The organism is Arsenicicoccus sp. UBA2120 (assembly GCF_002330965.1).
Taxonomy (GTDB): domain Bacteria; phylum Actinomycetota; class Actinomycetes; order Actinomycetales; family Dermatophilaceae; genus Arsenicicoccus; species Arsenicicoccus bolidensis.
Map to the genome: position 1 here is coordinate 68293 of NZ_DCYC01000040.1, position 17102 is coordinate 85394.

Genomic DNA, 17102 nt, shown 5'->3' on the forward strand with positions numbered 1-17102 from the left:
GTGGCTGTCCCGAAGCGGAAGATGTCGCGCTCCAACACCCGTTCGCGTCGCGCGAACTGGCGCACCACGGCGACCGCCCTCACGGCGTGCCCGCAGTGCCGCTCGATGAAGCAGCCGCACATGGCCTGCCCGTCCTGCGGTTCCTACAACGGTCGTCACTACGCGGCCGCGGAGCGCACCGAGCTCCAGGGCTGATCGGGGTCGCCGAGCGCATGAGCACCACATCACGCGCCGCGACCGGTCCGGAGGGTTCGCAGCAGCGGCCCGTCGGCGCCCTCGTCGACCACCTCGCGCAGGTGGTCGGAGAGCGCGTCGACGAGTCGCTGCTGTCGCGTGCCCTGACGCACCGGTCGTACGCCTACGAGCACGGCGGCCTGCCCCACAACGAGCGCCTGGAGTTCCTGGGCGACTCGGTGCTGGGGCTCGTCGTCACCGACACCCTCTATCGCACCCACCCCGACGAGGCCGAGGGCCAGCTGGCCAAGCTGCGCGCCGCCGTCGTCAACATGCGAGCCCTCGCCGACGTCGCGCGCGGTCTCGACCTCGGGGCCTACCTGCTGCTCGGACGCGGCGAGGAGAGCACCGGGGGTCGTGACAAGACCTCGATCCTCGCGGACACGACCGAGGCCGTGATCGGCGCGGTCTACCTGTCCTGCGGCTCGGACGCCGCGTCGACGCTGGTCCACCACCTGCTCGACCCGCTCATGGCGTCCTCGGCGCGGATGGGGGCGGCCCTCGACTGGAAGACCTCCCTGCAGGAGCTGACGTCGACACTCGGGATCGGCGTCCCGGAGTACTCCCTCACCGACGAGGGCCCCGACCACCTCAAGGTGTTCACGGCCCAGGCGGTCGTGGGCACCGAGGTTCTTGGAGAGGGCGTCGGACGGTCCAAGAAGGAGGCCGAGCAGAAGGCCGCCGAGGTGGCGTGGACGGCGCTCAGCTCGCGAGCCACCTCACCGACGGCCGACGACTCGGTCGCCACGGACGCGGACGGGACCCCCTCCGGGGAGATCCTCGAGCGCGGCTGACGAGGCCGTATGCCGGAGCTCCCCGAGGTCGAGGTGGTCCGCCGGGGCCTCGCCGAGCACGTGGTCGGGCGACGCCTCGCCGACGTCAGCCTGCGCGGAACCCGCGTCGCCCGCCGGCACACGCCGGGTCCACGCGACCTGGAGGACCGGCTGCGCGGTCGGCTGGTGCGGTCCGCCGAGCGGCGCGGCAAGTACCTCTGGCTCGTGGTCGAGGACGAGGGCGGGGACGCGGACGCGCTGATCCTCCACCTCGGGATGAGCGGTCAGCTGCTCGTCGAGGAACCCGACGCGCCGCCGGAGAAGCACCTGCACGCGACCTTCGACCTCGTCGGGCCGTCGGGTGAGCCGGCGCGTCAGCTGCGCTTCGTCGACCAGCGCACGTTCGGCGGGCTCGCCTGGTCCGAGCTCGTCGCTGGAGGGCGGGCGTCCGGCATACCGGAGTCCATCGCCCACATCGCCCCCGACCCGCTCGAGCCGGCCTATGACCAGGCTGCCGTGGTGCGCCGGGCTAAGGCGCGGCAGGTGGCGGTCAAGCGGGCGCTGCTCGACCAGGGGCTGGTGAGCGGAATCGGCAACATCTATGCGGACGAGGCGCTGTGGCGCGCGCAGGTCAACGGGCTGCGGGACACGGCATCGCTCACGAAACCGACGCTGGCTCGGGTCCTGGACCACGCGGCCGAGGTCATGCGCGAGGCCCTGGAGCAGGGCGGGACCAGCTTCGACGCGCTGTACGTCAACGTCAACGGGGCGAGCGGCTACTTCGACCGGTCGCTGAACGCCTATGGGCAGCAAGGTCGTTCGTGCGGGCGGTGCGGGACACCCATCCGTCGGGAGCCGTTCATGAACCGCTCCAGCCACTACTGCCCTCGGTGCCAGCCGAGGCCGCGGGATCGGCGCGCCGGCGGCGATCCCACCGTTCGCAGCTAGCCCCTCCGACCTCACCAGACGTTCACTGAGCGTTCAGCGATGCCGCGCCGGACCGTTGCCCGGCGGGAGGACGCTGACGGTGCCTGCCCGGGCACTCATGCCCGGACGACCCACCTCGCCGGGGCGGCGAGATGGTCCTGACGAGCACGCGAAGGACGCCCGATGGGTCACCACCACCACCCTCACGACCACTCTCACGAGCACCCGCACACCCACTCCCACGACCACGACGCGCCCGTCGGCCCGGCCGAGGACCTGCACGTCCCCGACACGGAGCTGGCCCCGAGCGACCTCGGCCGGCGCAACTTCCTGCGCGCCGCCGGTGTGCTGGGCGCAGGGGTGGCGGCCGCCGGCTTCGTCACCGAGCAGGGCACCGGCACCGCCGCCGCGGCCGAGCAGGAGATGCTCCACTCAGGCAAGCGTCACGGACGGGGCCAGCGCTGGCTCGCCGGTGACCACCACATCCACACGCAGTTCTCGTCCGACGCGATGTACCGGGTCGTCGACCACGTGCAGCACGCGAGCGCCTACGGCCTGGACTGGATGGTCATCACGGACCACGGCTCGGAGACGCACGCCAAGATCGGCGTCGACAAGGTCAACCCGCACATCCGGGCGGCTCGCGCGGAGTTCGACGACATGCTCGTCTTCCAGGGGCTGGAGTGGAACATCCCGGCCGCCGAGCACGGCACCGTCTTCGTCCACCCCGGGGCCAACGAGGTCGCCGTCCTCAAGGCCTTCGAGAACACCTACGACGGGTCGGTCAAGAAGGCCTCCGCCGCCACCCCGCAGAACGAGTCGCTGGCGCTCAAGGGCCTGGCCTACCTCGCCTCGGCGGTCGGGTCGCGCGAAATCAAGGACGCGCTGATGCTGGCCAACCACCCGGCGCGCAAGGGGATCGACTCCCCGCACGAGATCCGCGGCTGGCGCGACGTGCCAGGACGCATCGCGGTCGGCATGGAGGGCGCCCCGGGCCACCAGGCGGCGGGCCTCCCCAAGCCGCACGGCCCCGGCTCGGGCCGCGGCTACTACGACGGCTCGCCGAGCAAGGACTCGTTCGCGGGCTACCCGCTGGAGAGCTACCGGACCTTCGGCGGCTTCGACTGGATGACGGCCACCGTGGGCGGGCTGTGGGACAGCCTCCTGTCGGAGGGCAAGCCGTGGTGGATCACCGCCAACTCCGACAGCCACAGCGTCTACCTCGACACCGCCGTGCGCGGTGGCCCGGACAGCGACTTCGCCAAGCAGGGGCACTACGCCGACCCGGTCAACGGGCCGGTCCCCGACACCGGCAACGGTGACTACTGGCCCGGCTACTACAGCCGCACGCTCGTCGGCGCCGACCGCCGCGACTACGCCGCCGTCATGTCCGGCCTGCGCGACGGACGCGTCTGGGTGGACCACGGGCGCCTCGTGCAGGACCTCGACGTGCGGATGCGCGCCGGCGGTCGCGAGGTCGGCCTCGGTGGCGTCCTCACCGTCCGCCGCGGCACCCAGGCCGAGCTGGTGGTGCGGATCCGTACGCAGTCGCTGCCCAACTGGGCGCAGTTCGTGCCCAGGCTCGCCAAGGTCGACGCCGTCGCGGGCTTCGTGACCGGTCCGGCCTCCGACCGCGACACCTTCGTGGCTCCGGAGACGCAGGTCGTCCGCAGCTGGGACGTCAGCACGGTGGGAGCGGGGCAGTGGGTCGAGCTGAGGTTCGGTCCCGTCACCATCGGTGACCGCGGCGTCTACGTCCGCCTGCGCGGATCCGACGGCAAGCGCACCGCGGTCGGGCTGCGGGGCGCGGCCGTGGACAAGGCCGGGCCGGCCATCGACGTCGTCGGTGCGGCCAACCCCTGAGACGACCTGTGGTTCTACACCAACCCCATCTGGGTCCTCCCCCGCACGTGAGCACCACGGCGACGGTCGAGCCCGGCGACACCACGACGGTGGTCGTCGGGCTCGACCCGGTGGCCCCGACGGTGCGGGACGCCGACCACCTGGCCGAGATCCTCGGTGACGTGCTGTCCAGGCTGGGGCGCGACGCCGCCGTCGTGTCCACCCACCTGGTGCCGGGGGAGGTGGGCGCCTCCTCGCACGTGGCCCTGTCGGTCCGGTGGACGGTGGCACCGCCCACGAGCGCTGACCTGGCTCGCATCCTCGCCGCGCTGCGTCCGGCCCTGGTGCCGCAGACCGCCGCGGCGAGCCCGGACGAGATCGGGCTCGCCGCCCCAGGGGCGCGTGGTGGCTATCCGCGGCTCGCCGACTCGGCCGCGCGTGCCGCTGCCGACGCGGAGGCGGGTCGCGACGGTCGCGCCGTGGTCTATCCGGGCAGGCCGCGCCTGACGGGCACCGTGACGGTGGCCGACGCGCTGGCCTGGTCGGCGATCGACGAGGTGGTGGGGCTCGCCGACGTGGTGGTCGGTCCGGAGACCCTCCTGGTGACCCGGGGGCACGTGCGGCCCGTATGGCGCGCCGGCCGGCTCGTGCTCGTCGTGCAACCGGCTGCGGGGGGCACGGTCGTGCCCTACGAGACGGCGACGCCGACGCCCTGCTGCGCCGACCACGGGTGACGGCGGGCGGTCCGGCATACGGCCGAGGCCGGGGCCGGGGCCGGCCGACCCGTGGGGTCCACGGACCTACCCCCGGCGGGATCATCAGCCTGGGGAACGAAGCCCGGCTGATGCCTTCGCCCGCGGCGGGTCGTGGGTCTGGGGAGCCCGGCCGGACCCGTCCGGGTGGCCTAGGCTGGGAGTCATGACCGAGGGCACCGCCAGGACGACCTACTTCGTGCGAGGCATGGTGCAGGGCGTGGGTTTTCGATGGTGGACCCGGGCCCAGGCGCTGGAGCTCGGCCTTGCCGGGCACGCCCGCAACATGAGCGACGGGCGGGTCGAGGTGGTGGCAGAGGGCCCGGCCGACACGGTGGAGGAGCTGGGCCGGCGCCTGTCGCCGGCCCCGCCTCCCGGGGCGGGGCGGCGCCGGCCAGGGCACGTCGAGTCCTGCGTGGCCGTCCCCGGGGAGCCGCGTGGAGACGCCTCTGGGTTCGTCGAGAAATAGGTTCGTCGACAGATAGCCGCTCGTCGAGAAGTAGCGGTTCGTCATACGACATCACCGTCCGTGAACCGGCGCAGGACGGCCCGGCCGCTAGAGTGACGACCTGACCGCGTCCCCCGCCGAGGAAGTCGCCGCCGACCGTGTATGTCAAGCAGCTGACGATGAAGGGCTTCAAGTCCTTCGCGTCCGCGACGACCTTCAAGCTCGAGCCCGGGATCACCTGCGTGGTCGGTCCCAACGGCTCGGGCAAGTCCAACGTCGTGGACGCCCTCGCCTGGGTCATGGGCGAGCAGGGGGCCAAGAGCCTGCGCGGCGGCAAGATGGAGGACGTCATCTTCGCCGGCACGGCCGGGCGGCCGCCGCTGGGGCGGGCCGAGGTCGCGCTGACGATCGACAACACCGACGGCGCGCTGCCCATCGACTACACCGAGGTGACGATCCGGCGGACCATGTTCCGCAACGGCGGGTCGGACTACGCCATCAACGGCACCGCCTGCCGCCTGCTGGACATCCAGGAGCTGCTGTCCGACTCCGGCATCGGGCGCGAGATGCACGTCATCGTCGGCCAGGGCCAGCTCGACACCGTGCTGCGGGCGACCCCCGAGGAGCGGCGTGGGTTCATCGAGGAGGCGGCGGGCGTCCTCAAGCACCGCAAGCGCAAGGAGCGCGCGCTGCGCAAGCTCGAGCAGATGGAGGGCAACCTCCAGCGCGTCCAGGACCTCACCGGTGAGATCCGCCGTCAGCTGGGGCCGCTCGGACGGCAGGCCGAGACGGCTCGGCGCGCCGCCACCATCCAGGCCGACGCCCGTGACGCCCGGCTGCGACTGCTGGCCGACGACCTCGTCCAGCTGACGAGCACGCTCGAGCAGGAGGTCGCCGACGAGACGGCGCTGCTGGCCCGCCGCTCCGAGGTCGAGGCCTCGCTGCGTGCCGCCCAGGACGAGCTGCAGCAGCTGGAGGCCGCGGTCGCCGAGGTCACCCCGCAGGTGGCCAGGGCCCAGGAGCAGTGGTTCGCCCTCTCGTCCCTGCGCGACCGCATCTCGGGCACCGGCAACCTGGCCGCCGAGCGCGCCCGCCTGCTCGCGGACGACGAGGCCCACCAGCCGGTGCAGGCCGGTCGCGATCCCGAGGCGCTGCGGGCCGAGGCCGGGCAGGTGCGGGCCCAGGAGCAGGCGCTCGCCGAGGAGGTCGAGCAGGTCAAGGATCGGCTCGCCGAGACCGTGACGCGGCGCGGCGAGCTGGAGCGGGCGCACCAGGACGAGGTGGAGCGGCTCGCCCGCCTCGCCCGGGCCGCGGCCGACCGCCGCGAGGGGCTGGCGCGGCTGGCCGGGCAGGTGGCGGCCCGACGCTCGCGGATCGAGGCGGCCGAGGCCGAGCTCGGCCGGCTCGACGAGACCATCGCCGCCTCCCGGGAACGAGCAGCGTTGGCGGACAAGGAGTTCCACGCCCTCGAGATGTCCATCGCCGACCACGAGCAGGGCGAGGAGGATCTCAACGGCGCCTACGAGCGCGCGGAGGCCGAGCGTGAGGCCGCCCAGGCCGAGGTGACCCGGCTGCAGGACGCGGTGCGTGCCGCCGACCGCGACCGCTCCTCGTCGACGGCCCGCCTGGAGGCGCTGCAGCTCGGCCTGCGACGCAAGGACGGAGCGGCGGTGCTCCTGGAGGGTCCCGGCGGCGCGGCTGCGTCCGGGGTGCTCGGGTCGTTGGCGTCGTTGGTGCAGGTGCGCGGCGGCTACGAGGCCCGGCTGGCGGCTGCTCTCGGGTGCGCGTCGGACGCGGTCGCCGTGGCCGGGCGAGACGACGCGGTGTCGGCCCTGGCGCTGCTGCGCGAGCAGGACGCCGGACAGGTCTCGCTGGTCGTGGCGGGGGAGTCCGACCCGGACGGGCCGGCGTGGCCGGCCCTGCCGTCGGGGGCCGTGTGGGCCATCGACGCGATCGAGCAGGTGCCCGCCGACGTGCGGCCCGCCCTGGTGCGGATCCTCGAGCGGGTGGCCCTGGTCGACGACGCCGGCTCCGTGGAGTCGGTCGTCGGCCTCGGGGCGACCGCGGTCACGCCCGACGGTGACGTCCACGCGCCGGGGTTCGCCAGGGGCGGCTCCGGCTCGGCGCCCAGCCTGCTCGAGGTGCAGGCCGCCGTCGACGAGGCGCGGGTCGCCGTCGACGCGGCCACGGCGGCGGGGGAGCGGGCGACCTTCGAGCTGCAGGGGGCCGCGAGCCGGCTCGAGCAGGCGGGAGCCGCGCTCGACGCCGCGCTGGACCGCCTCAACGACAACGACGCCCAGCTCTCGGCCGTCGCCGAGAAGCTCGGGTCCCTGGCCGCCACCGCCCGCTCGGCCCGCGCCGAGGCCGAGCGCACCGAGCGCCGAGGCGCCGAGATCACGGCGGGCCTCGACCGCGACCGGGGCGAGCTGGCCGAGCTCGAGCAGCGGCTGGAGGACGCCCAGGCCGAGGTCGACCCGGACGAGGCGGAGCCGTCGACCGAGCACCGGGACGAGCTCGCCGGATCGGCGTCCGCCGCCCGGCACCAGGAGACCGAGCTGCGCCTGACGCTGCGCACCCGCGAGGAGCGGGTGCGCGGGCTGGGCGGTCGCGCGGCGGGGCTCGAGCGCGCGGCCCAGCAGGAGGAGCTGGCCCGGCAGCAGGCCGCCCAGCGCCTGGCGCGTCGTCGCCGCGAGGCCCAGGTCGCCCGCGCGGTCCAGGCCGGCGCCGAGCGGGCCGTCACCGTGGTGGGCTCGCTTGTGGAGCAGGCCGCCGAGCGACGTGGCCGGGCCGAGGCCGAGCGGGCGACCCGCGAGGCGGGGCTGGTCGACATACGACGCCGGGTCACGGCCCTCGCCGACGAGCTGCGCGAGCTCACCGACTCGGTGCACAAGGACGAGGTGGCCCGCGCCCAGCAGCGGCTGCGGATCGAGCAGCTGCAGACCCGCTCCATCGAGGAGCTCGGGATCGAGCCGGACGTCCTGGTCGAGGAGTACGGCCCGCACCAGCCGGTCCCGGTCATCGAGGAGCCGGCGCGGGGCGAGCGCGCGGGCTCCCAGGGGACCAAGGTCACTCAGCACTCCCAGGGCAATGAGGAGCCTCACGACCACGAGACCCCCGAGGGCCGGCAGGGATCCCGCGACCAGCCCGACGCCCAGGCCCGCGAGCCCCGCACCGTCGCCTTCGTCCGGGACGAGCAGGAGAAGCGCCTCCGCAAGGCCGAGCGCGGCCTGGCCGCCCTCGGTCGCGTCAACCCCTTGGCGCTGGAAGAATTCGCCGCGCTGGAGGAGCGCCACACCTTCCTGACCGAGCAGCTCGACGACCTCAAGCGGTCGCGGCGCGACCTGCTCGACATCGTCAAGGAGGTGGACGACCGGGTCCAGCGGGTCTTCGCCGAGGCCTTCGAGGACACGGCGCGGGAGTTCGTCGGAGTGTTCTCGCGGCTCTTTCCCGGCGGCGAGGGGCGGCTGTTGCTCACCGACCCGGACAACATGCTCACGACGGGCATCGAGGTCGAGGCTCGTCCCCCCGGCAAGAAGATCAAGCGGCTGTCGCTCCTGTCCGGCGGCGAGCGCTCGCTGGTCGCCGTGGCGCTGCTCGTCGCGATCTTCAAGGCGCGGCCGAGCCCCTTCTACATCATGGACGAGGTCGAGGCGGCGCTGGACGACGCCAACCTCGGGCGGCTCATCGGGCTCTTCGAGGAGCTGCGCGACTCGAGCCAGCTCATCGTCATCACGCACCAGAAGCGCACGATGGAGGTCGCCGACGCCCTGTATGGCGTCACCATGCGGGGCGACGGGGTCACGACGGTGGTGTCGCAGCGGATCCGCGACCTCGACGACGCCGACGTCACCGAGGGCGCTGGAGTCACCGAGGGCGCCGCCGACGGCCTCCCCGCTGAGGCCGTCGCCGCCGCTCACTCGGATGGCCCAGCCTGATCACAGTCCGGACGCGATGCGGCGATTCCTGGACGGGCACCCAGGCGGGCAGGACACACTGGGTGTCATGGTCGTCGTCATCCTTGGCATGCTGCTCGCTCTCGCTCTCGCCCTCGTCGTGGTGGCCCTCGTGGCCATCCCCGCCGCCCGTGAGGGCGACACCCTCCTGACCGTCGAAGGGCAGGAGCGGGTCGCCGACACCGTCACCGCCGCCCGGGACAAGGTCAGCAGCAGCCGCTGACCCCGGCCGTCGCCATGCGGGTCCTCGCGACCCCGCAGGACACCCCTCACCGCCCGTCCGGCGTCGCGCCGGCCGGGCGGCGCGTTGTGTGTCGGGCGTCGACCTTTGCGAGGATGGCGGCGTGGACACCCTCCAGGACTACCTGCTCCTCATCGTCGGCATCCTCGTCTTCGCCGTCGTCGCGCTCGTCGGCCTCGTGCGCAGCCGTGGCGGCCGGACCAAGGACGCCCCCAAGCCGCCCTCGACCCGACCCGAGCCTCGCCGTGACGCGCCCGCCCCGACCTGGGGAGACGTCCTCGAGCCCAAGGCTCCCCGTCGCGACGCCGGCACGCCCGGTGAGCCCGGACAGCCTGGCGGCGCCACCAGCACCAGCAGCGGATCTGCTGACGGTGCCGAGCTCGACGACGAGACCGCGCGGTCGTCATCGCCGGTCGGCACGCCCGCGCCCGACCAGGACCCCGAGGGCCTGACCTCCCGCACGACGACCCTCGAGCCCGGCGATCGCGACGGAGCACCGTCGGGCGCGACCCCCACCGCCCCCGAGGCCGAGGTCGCAACCGAGCGGCCCGAGTCCGCCCGGGGCCGCATGCACAAGCTGCGCTCGCGCCTGGCCCGCTCCAACACGGCCTTCGGGCGTGCCCTGCTCACCCTGCTGTCCAGCGGCCGGCTCGACGAGGCTGCGTGGGAGGAGGTCGAGGACACCCTGCTGGCCTCCGACCTCGGCGTCCAGGCCACCTCCGAGCTCGTCGACTCGCTGCGCACCCACGTGCGCGTCGACGGCACCACGGACGAGGCCGAGGCCCGCGAGTGGCTGCGCGAGGACCTGCTGACCCTGGTCGACCCCACCATGGACCGCCGCATCGCCTCCACCCGCCGCGGTGACCGCCCGGCCGTGATCATGGTCGTCGGCGTCAACGGCACCGGCAAGACCACCACCGTCGGCAAGCTCGCGCGCGTGCTCGTCGCCGAGGACCGCGACGTGATCCTCGGCGCGGCCGACACCTTCCGCGCCGCGGCCGCCGACCAGCTCGAGACCTGGGGCGAGCGCGTGGGTGTCCCGACCGTCCGCTCCCACCGCGACGGCGCCGACCCCGCGTCCGTGGCCTTCGACGCGGTCAAGGCCGGCATCGAGCAGGAGGTCGACGTCGTCATCCTCGACACGGCCGGCCGCCTGCACAACAAGGTGGGCCTGATGGACGAGCTCGGCAAGATCAAGCGCGTCGTCGAGAAGACCTCCGAGGTCGACGAGGTCATCCTCGTCCTCGACGCCACCACGGGGCAGAACGGCCTCAAGCAGGCCGAGGCCTTCGCCAAGGAGGTCGCCATCACCGGCATCGCGCTCACCAAGCTCGACGGCACCGCCAAGGGCGGCATCGTCGTCGCCATCCAGCGCACCCTCGGCGTCCCGGTCAAGCTCGTCGGGCTGGGCGAGGGCCCGGACGACCTCGCGCCGTTCGACGCGGTCGCGTTCGTCGACGCCATCGTCGAGTAGTGGTCTCGCAGCACCCGAGCGGGAGCCCGTCGCCTCGTGAGGCGGCGGGCTCCCCGGCATACGTGCGGGGTCGGCGGCCCACGGCCGACGAGCTCCAGCAGGCCCGGGGGAGGGTCATCGCGGACCTGCTGCCGGATCCCCTGCGCCTCCTCCTCGTCGGCATCAACCCCTCGTTGTGGTCCGGGGCCGTGGACGCGCACTACGCGCGGCCGGGCAACCGGTTCTGGCCGGCCTTGCACCGGGCCGGCCTCGTGCCCCGGGTCATGGACCCGAGCACCGGGCTGGCCGACAGCGATCGGGTCGCCTTGTGCGACAGGGGGATCGGTATGACGAACCTGGTCGCCCGCGCGACGGCGCGCGCCGACGAGGTGAGCCCCGAGGAGCTGCGCGAGGGCCTGGACCGGCTGGCCTCGGTGGTGCAGGATCGGCGTCCGACCGTGGTGGCGTTCGCGGGGATCACGACCTACCGGATCGCGTTCGGGGTCAAGCAGGTCAAGCAGGTCAAGCGTGGACGGCAGCCGGAGCCCTGGCACGGCGCGATCGTCCACGTCGTCCCCAACCCGAGCGGGCTCAACGCGCACGACACCGTGGACTCGATAGCCCTGGCGATGCGGGCGGCGGGGGCGGACGCGGGGCTGGTCCCGCCCATGGGCGGCCACTGGGGTCGCTAGCCGCGGGACACGCGGTGTTTACGCGGCGCGGTCGCGGTTAACGTCGCGGAAACACGATCGCGTCGGGTCGTGAAACGCGGCCCCGACAGGGTTGAGCCCATGGACGCGATCAACACCGGCGACACCGCCTGGGTCCTCGTCAGTGCCGCGCTGGTGCTGCTCATGACCCCCGGTCTTGCCCTCTTCTACGGCGGAATGGTGCGCTCCAAGAGCGTGCTCAACATGATGATGATGAGCTTTGCGGCGATGGGGATCGTCGGCGTGCTCTGGGTGCTCGTCGGCTACTCGATGGCCTTCGGCAACTCCCTGGGCGGGCTGATCGGCAACCCCCTGGACTTCGCCGGGCTCAACACGATGCTCAACCCCGACTCGGTCGTCGGCACCGTGCCCTCGACCGTCTTCGCCGGCTTCCAGGCGGCGTTCGCGATCATCGCGGTCGCGCTGATCTCCGGAGCCATCGCGGACCGCGCCAAGTTCTCGGCGTGGTGCGTCTTCGCGGCGATCTGGGCGCTGCTCGTCTACTTCCCGGCCGCCCACTGGGTGTTCTCCTTCGACGGCGTCGTGTCCGACAAGGGTGGGTGGATCGCCAACACGGTCAAGGCGATCGACTTCGCCGGCGGCACGGCGATCCACATCAACGCCGGCGCGGCGGCCCTGGCCCTGGCCCTCGTGCTCGGCAAGCGTCGCGGCTTCGGCAAGGACCCGATGCGCCCGCACAACCTGACGCTGGTCATGCTCGGCGCGGGTCTGCTGTGGTTCGGCTGGTTCGGCTTCAACGCGGGCTCGGCCCTTGGCGCCGGCCCCCTTGCCGGCATCGCCTGGATCAACACCCTCGGTGCCACCGCCGCGGGCATGTGCGGCTGGCTGCTCACCGAGCGTCTGCGTGACGGTCACGCGACCTCCCTCGGTGCCGCCTCGGGCGTCGTCGCGGGCCTGGTGGCCATCACCCCGGCCTGCTCCACCGTCAGCCCGGTCGGGGGCATCATCATCGGCGCCCTCGCCGGCGTGGCCTGCGCCTTCGCGGTGGGCCTGAAGTTCCGCCTCGGCTACGACGACTCGCTCGACGTCGTCGGCGTCCACCTCGTGGGTGGCCTGGTCGGCACGCTCGCGGTCGGCTTCCTCGCCACCGACGCCGCCCCGGTCAACACCGTCAACGGCCTGTTCTACGGCGGCGGGCTCGACCAGCTGTGGCGCCAGGCGCTCGGCGCGGTCGCGGTGCTCGTCTACTCCTTCGTGGTCACCTGGGTGATCGCCAAGGCCATCGATGCCACGATGGGCTTCCGGGCCAGCGACGAGGACGAGCTGCAGGGCGTCGACCAGACGCAGCACGCCGAGACGGGCTACGACCTGACCCCCATCGCCATCGGTCGCCGCCCCGGCGCGACCGGACCCCTCGGGGACGCCATCGGCGCCACCTCGCACTGGGGCCAGGGCACCCGCACCACGGAGGACGTGAACTCATGAAGCTGATCACCGCCATCATCAAGCCCCACATGCTCGACCCGGTCAAGGAGGCACTGGAGGCCTTCGGCCTGGCCGGCATGACGGTCAGCGAGGCCTCGGGCTACGGTCGCCAGCGCGGCCACAGCGAGGTCTACCGCGGCGCGGAGTACACCGTGGACTTCGTCCCCAAGCTCCGCCTCGAGCTGCTCGTCGACGACCGCGACGCCCGGGACGTCATGGACCTGGTCGTGCGCCAGGCCTCCACGGGACGCATCGGGGACGGCAAGGTCTGGTCCATCCCCGTCGAGGAGGTCGTGCGGGTCCGCACCGGCGAGCGCGGGGTCGACGCGCTGTGACCTCGAGCGTCGGTCCGGGACAGGGAGCAACCGGTGGGGCCGCTGCTGGCGCGGCAGGCGCAGGAGCAGGCGCTGCCGGCACGGCCGGAGGGACAGGGGTCGGTATGGCGACCGCCACCGCCTCCCGCGCCGCCGCCACCCCGGCCACCCCCTCCACCCTGCGCGACCGACGCCTCAGCCTGGCCGGCACCCGCGAGCACACCGCTCGCGGGGCCGGCCAGGCCCGTCGAGGGGCCGTGACGGCCCTGACCGACACGTCCCTGCGCGAGCTGTGGGCCGAGGCGACGTCCGGACGTCTGCTGCCCGGCGTCGCCCTCGCCGCCACGGGCAGCCTGGCTCGTGGCGACGGCGGGCCCCTGTCGGACCTCGACCTGGTCCTCCTGCACGAGGGCCGGGTCCCCGAGGGCGAGCTCTCCGCCCTCGCCGACCGCCTCTGGTATCCCCTCTGGGACAGCGGGCTCGGCCTCGACCACTCCGTGCGGTCGCTGTCCCAGTGCCGCAAGGCCGCCACCGATGACCTCACCGCGGCGGTCGGCCTGCTCGACCTGCGCCTGCTCGCGGGTGATGAGGAGGTCGTGACCGCCGTGCGGGCGGCCCTCGCCCACGACTGGCGCGCGAACGCCCGCAAGCGTCTGCCCGAGCTGGTCGAGTCGGCGCAGGCGAGGCACGCGCGCTTCGGGGACCTGCCGCAGAGCCTCGCCCCCGACCTCAAGGAGGCCCGGGGAGGGCTGCGCGACATGACGATCCTGCGCGCCCTCGCGGTGGCCTGGCTCGCGGAGCGGCCGCGCGGGGAGGTGCTCGCGGCATACGACCGGCTCCTCGACGTGCGCGACGCGCTGCACGTGGTCACCGGTCGCGGGCGGACGCGCCTCAACCTGCCCGACCAGGACGCCGTGGCCGCGCTGACCTCGGAGCCCGACAGCGACACGATGCTCGCCGGCGTGGCGACGGCCGCGCGGGCCGTCGCCCACGACCTCGACGCCGCCCTGCGCAGCGCCGGGCAGGCGCAACGCGCCCGGACCCTGCGGGTGCGCACCCGACGCCCCGTCCTCACTCCCCTCGGCCACGGCCTGCACGCCCACGACGGCGAGGTCGTCCTCGGCCCGCGGGTGGACCCCGCCCGCGACGCCCTCCTGCCGCTGCGGGCCGCGGTCGCCTCCGCGAGAGCCGGTATGCCGCTCGCCCCCGCCACCGCGGCGAACCTCGCGAGCCGGTGCCCCGACCTGCCGGTGCCGTGGCCGCAGGACGCCCGAGACCTGCTCGGTGACCTGCTGGCGGCCGGCCCCGGGCTCGTCGACACCTGGGAGGACCTCGACCAGGCGGGGCTGGTCAGCCGCTGGCTCCCGGAGTGGGACGACGTGCGAAGCCGCCCGCAGCGCAACGGGATCCACCGGCACACCGTCGACCGGCACTGCGTCGAGACCGCCGTCGAGGCGTCCCGGCTCGCGCGCGAGGTGGCCCGCCCCGACCTGCTGGGCGTGGCCGCGCTCCTGCACGACCTCGGCAAGGTGGCCGGCGCGGGCGACCACAGCGAGGAGGGTGCGACGCGAGCGCGTCCGGTGCTCGAGCGCTGGGGCTACCCGCCCGAGGAGGTCGAGACCGTCGTGGCCCTCGTGCGTCGGCACCTCACCCTCATCGAGCTGGCGACCCGGCGCGACCCGGAGGACCCGGCCACCGTCACCGCCGCCGTCGAGGCCGTCGCCGACGACCCGGAGCGCCTCGCGCTGCTGCGGGCGCTCACCGAGGCCGACGCCCGCGCCGCGGGGGAGCAGGCCTGGTCGAGCTGGCGTGCTTCGCTGCTCGCGCGCCTCGTCGCCGGCACCCGGGCCCGCCTCGCGGACGCGCAGGGGTCCGTCCGACCGATCCCGGAGGCCGAGCCCACGCAGGTCGAGATCCCTGCGGTGGCCCGGGGTGAGCTCGCCGCCGGACACCCCTGGGTGGGCGTGGAGCGCGACGGCTCGGTCGACCGGGTCAGCGTCGTGTGCCCGGACCGCCCCGGCCTGTTCGCCGACATGGCGGGCCTCATGGCGGTGCACGGGCTCGAGGTCCGCAGCGCCAGCATCCGCACCGTCGACGGGCTGGCCGTCGACGACTGGCATGTCGTGTCGCCCGCCGAGGACCCGGTCGACCTGGACGCGCTGCGGCGCGGCCTGGCCCGGCTCGGTGCCGGCGACCGGGCACCCCTCGCCGCGCTGGACCGACGCGCACCCCGACGCGCCCTCACCGCCAGCTCCCGGTCCGCCTCGGCCGCGCCGGGCCAGACGCGGGTGCTCGTCGTGCCTGCCGGTGGCACGGACGCGACGGTGCTCGAGGTCCGGGCCGGCGACGCCTTCGGCCTGCTGCACGACCTGGGCCGGGCCCTGACCGCGGAGGGGGTGTCGGTGCGCAGCGCCCACGTCGCGACCTACGCCGGGCAGACGCTCGACACCTTCTACCTCACCGACGCCGCCGGCGAGCCGCTGTCGCCGGGCCTCGTGGGGCGGACGGTCTCCGCCCTCATCGACGCCTGCGACGGTGCCTCGTGAGTGGCGTCGGGCGGGCGGCATACGGCCCGGGGCCGAGGATCGGCCCGCAGCGCCTGGTCGGCAGCCGACCCGTCACCCGTTAGCCTTGTCTGGTGTTCACGAGCCTCTCCGACCGCCTGACAGACACCTTCCGCCACCTGCGCAGCAAGGGCCGGATCACGGAGTCCGACGTCAACTCGACGATCCGGGACATCCGCGTCGCCCTGCTCGACGCCGACGTGGCGCTGCCGGTGGTCCGGCACTTCACCGCCGCGGTGCGGGACCGGGCGCTCGGGGCCGAGGTGCACGAGGCGCTCAACCCCGCCCAGCAGGTCGTCAAGATCGTCAACGACGAGCTCGTCACGATCCTCGGCGGTGAGACGCGGCGCATCGCCTTCGCCAAGCAGCCGCCGACCGTGATCATGCTGGCCGGCCTGCAGGGCTCCGGCAAGACGACCCTCGCGGGCAAGCTGGCCTACTGGCTCAAGGACCAGGGACACACCCCCATGCTGGTCGCGGCCGACCTCCAGCGTCCCAACGCCGTGACCCAGCTGCAGGTCGTCGGCGAGCGCGCCGGGGTGCCGGTCTACGCCCCCGAGCGGGGCAACGTCTCGGGCTACGACGCCGCCATCGAGAGCCGCTCCGGCACGCAGGGCTTCGGGGACCCCATCGCCGTCGCCCGCCAGGGCGTCGAGGAGGCGCGCCGCCAGCAGCGCGACGTCGTCATCGTCGACACCGCCGGCCGCCTCGCGATCGACGAGGCCCTCATGCAGCAGGCCTCCGACATCCGCTCGGCGATCGAGCCCGACGAGGTCCTCTTCGTCATCGACGCCATGATCGGCCAGGCCGCGGTGGAGACCGCCGACGCCTTCCACCGCGGCGTGGACTTCACCGGTGTCGTGCTCACCAAGCTCGACGGCGACGCCCGCGGTGGTGCGGCCCTCTCGGTCGCCCAGACCACCGGGCGACCGATCATGTTCGCCTCGACGGGTGAGGGCGTCAAGGAGTTCGAGGTCTTCCACCCGGACCGGATGGCGAGCCGCATCCTCGACATGGGTGACGTCCTCACCCTGATCGAGCAGGCCGAGCGGGCGTTCGACCGCCGCGAGGCCGACGAGATGGCCCGCAAGTTCATGGCGGAGGAGGACTTCACCTTCGACGACTTCCTCCAGCAGATGGCCGCCATCAAGAAGATGGGCAACCTGAAGTCGATGCTCGGCATGATGCCGGGGATGAACCAGATGCGGGACGCCATCAACTCCCTGGACGAGCGGGAGTTCGACCGGGTCGAGGCGATGGTCCGGTCGATGACGCCGTTCGAGCGCACCCACCCCAAGCAGATCAACGGGTCGCGGCGGGCCCGCATCGCCCGCGGCTCCGGCGGGCAGGGGTCCGAGGGCAACGCCCTGCTCGAGCGCTTCGGCGAGGCGCAGAAGATGATGCGGCAGATGCGTCGCGGAGGCGGCATGCCCGGCATGCCCGGT

At 73.8% G+C, this 17102-nt stretch carries 14 protein-coding genes; all 14 read left to right on the plus strand.

Annotated features, from left to right (window positions below; translation table 11 throughout):
- Positions 1–195 (plus strand): 50S ribosomal protein L32, encoded by a 195-nt coding sequence (gene rpmF / locus B2P18_RS05420; protein ID WP_019287936.1) that lies wholly within the window; start codon positions 1–3, stop codon positions 193–195.
- Positions 196–212: 17 nt separating this feature from the next.
- Positions 213–1028, plus strand: a complete 816-nt coding sequence (rnc, locus tag B2P18_RS05425; protein ID WP_019287935.1) for a ribonuclease III — start codon at positions 213–215, stop codon at positions 1026–1028.
- 9 nt (positions 1029–1037) lie between these two features.
- Positions 1038–1955 (plus strand): bifunctional DNA-formamidopyrimidine glycosylase/DNA-(apurinic or apyrimidinic site) lyase, encoded by a 918-nt coding sequence (gene mutM / locus B2P18_RS05430; protein ID WP_239262717.1) that lies wholly within the window; start codon positions 1038–1040, stop codon positions 1953–1955.
- Between the two features lie 162 nt (positions 1956–2117).
- Positions 2118–3797, plus strand: coding sequence for a PHP domain-containing protein (locus B2P18_RS05435; protein ID WP_286956550.1), 1680 nt, complete (start codon positions 2118–2120; stop codon positions 3795–3797).
- A 47-nt stretch (positions 3798–3844) separates the two neighbouring features.
- Positions 3845–4510, plus strand: a complete 666-nt coding sequence (locus tag B2P18_RS05440; protein WP_239262713.1) for a hypothetical protein — start codon at positions 3845–3847, stop codon at positions 4508–4510.
- 184 nt (positions 4511–4694) lie between these two features.
- On the plus strand, positions 4695–4997 hold the full coding sequence (locus B2P18_RS05445) for an acylphosphatase (protein ID WP_286956555.1): 303 nt from the start codon (positions 4695–4697) through the stop codon (positions 4995–4997).
- A 137-nt stretch (positions 4998–5134) separates the two neighbouring features.
- Positions 5135–8911, plus strand: coding sequence for a chromosome segregation protein SMC (gene smc / locus B2P18_RS05450; RefSeq protein ID WP_286956560.1), 3777 nt, complete (start codon positions 5135–5137; stop codon positions 8909–8911).
- A gap of 67 nt (positions 8912–8978) precedes the next feature.
- Entirely contained in the window at positions 8979–9152 is a 174-nt protein-coding gene (locus B2P18_RS05455) for a hypothetical protein (protein WP_239262707.1), read from the plus strand.
- 121 nt (positions 9153–9273) lie between these two features.
- On the plus strand, positions 9274–10644 hold the full coding sequence (ftsY, locus tag B2P18_RS05460) for a signal recognition particle-docking protein FtsY (protein ID WP_286956561.1): 1371 nt from the start codon (positions 9274–9276) through the stop codon (positions 10642–10644).
- Positions 10644–11315: a mismatch-specific DNA-glycosylase gene (locus B2P18_RS05465; protein ID WP_372490234.1), complete on the plus strand. Its 672-nt coding sequence runs from the start codon at positions 10644–10646 to the stop codon at positions 11313–11315. Before ftsY ends, B2P18_RS05465 begins: the two co-directional genes overlap by 1 nt.
- Positions 11316–11414: 99 nt before the next feature.
- Complete coding sequence (locus tag B2P18_RS05470) at positions 11415–12779, plus strand: ammonium transporter (RefSeq protein WP_239262703.1); 1365 nt, start codon at positions 11415–11417, stop codon at positions 12777–12779.
- Entirely contained in the window at positions 12776–13114 is a 339-nt protein-coding gene (locus B2P18_RS05475) for a P-II family nitrogen regulator (RefSeq protein WP_019287923.1), read from the plus strand. Before B2P18_RS05470 ends, B2P18_RS05475 begins: the two co-directional genes overlap by 4 nt.
- A gap of 104 nt (positions 13115–13218) precedes the next feature.
- A complete protein-coding gene (locus tag B2P18_RS05480) occupies positions 13219–15639 on the plus strand; it encodes a [protein-PII] uridylyltransferase (RefSeq protein WP_286956562.1) in 2421 nt (806 codons plus the stop codon).
- Positions 15640–15731: 92 nt separating this feature from the next.
- The coding region (gene ffh, locus B2P18_RS05485; protein ID WP_286956566.1) for a signal recognition particle protein at positions 15732–17102 on the plus strand (1371 nt) is incomplete at its 3' end.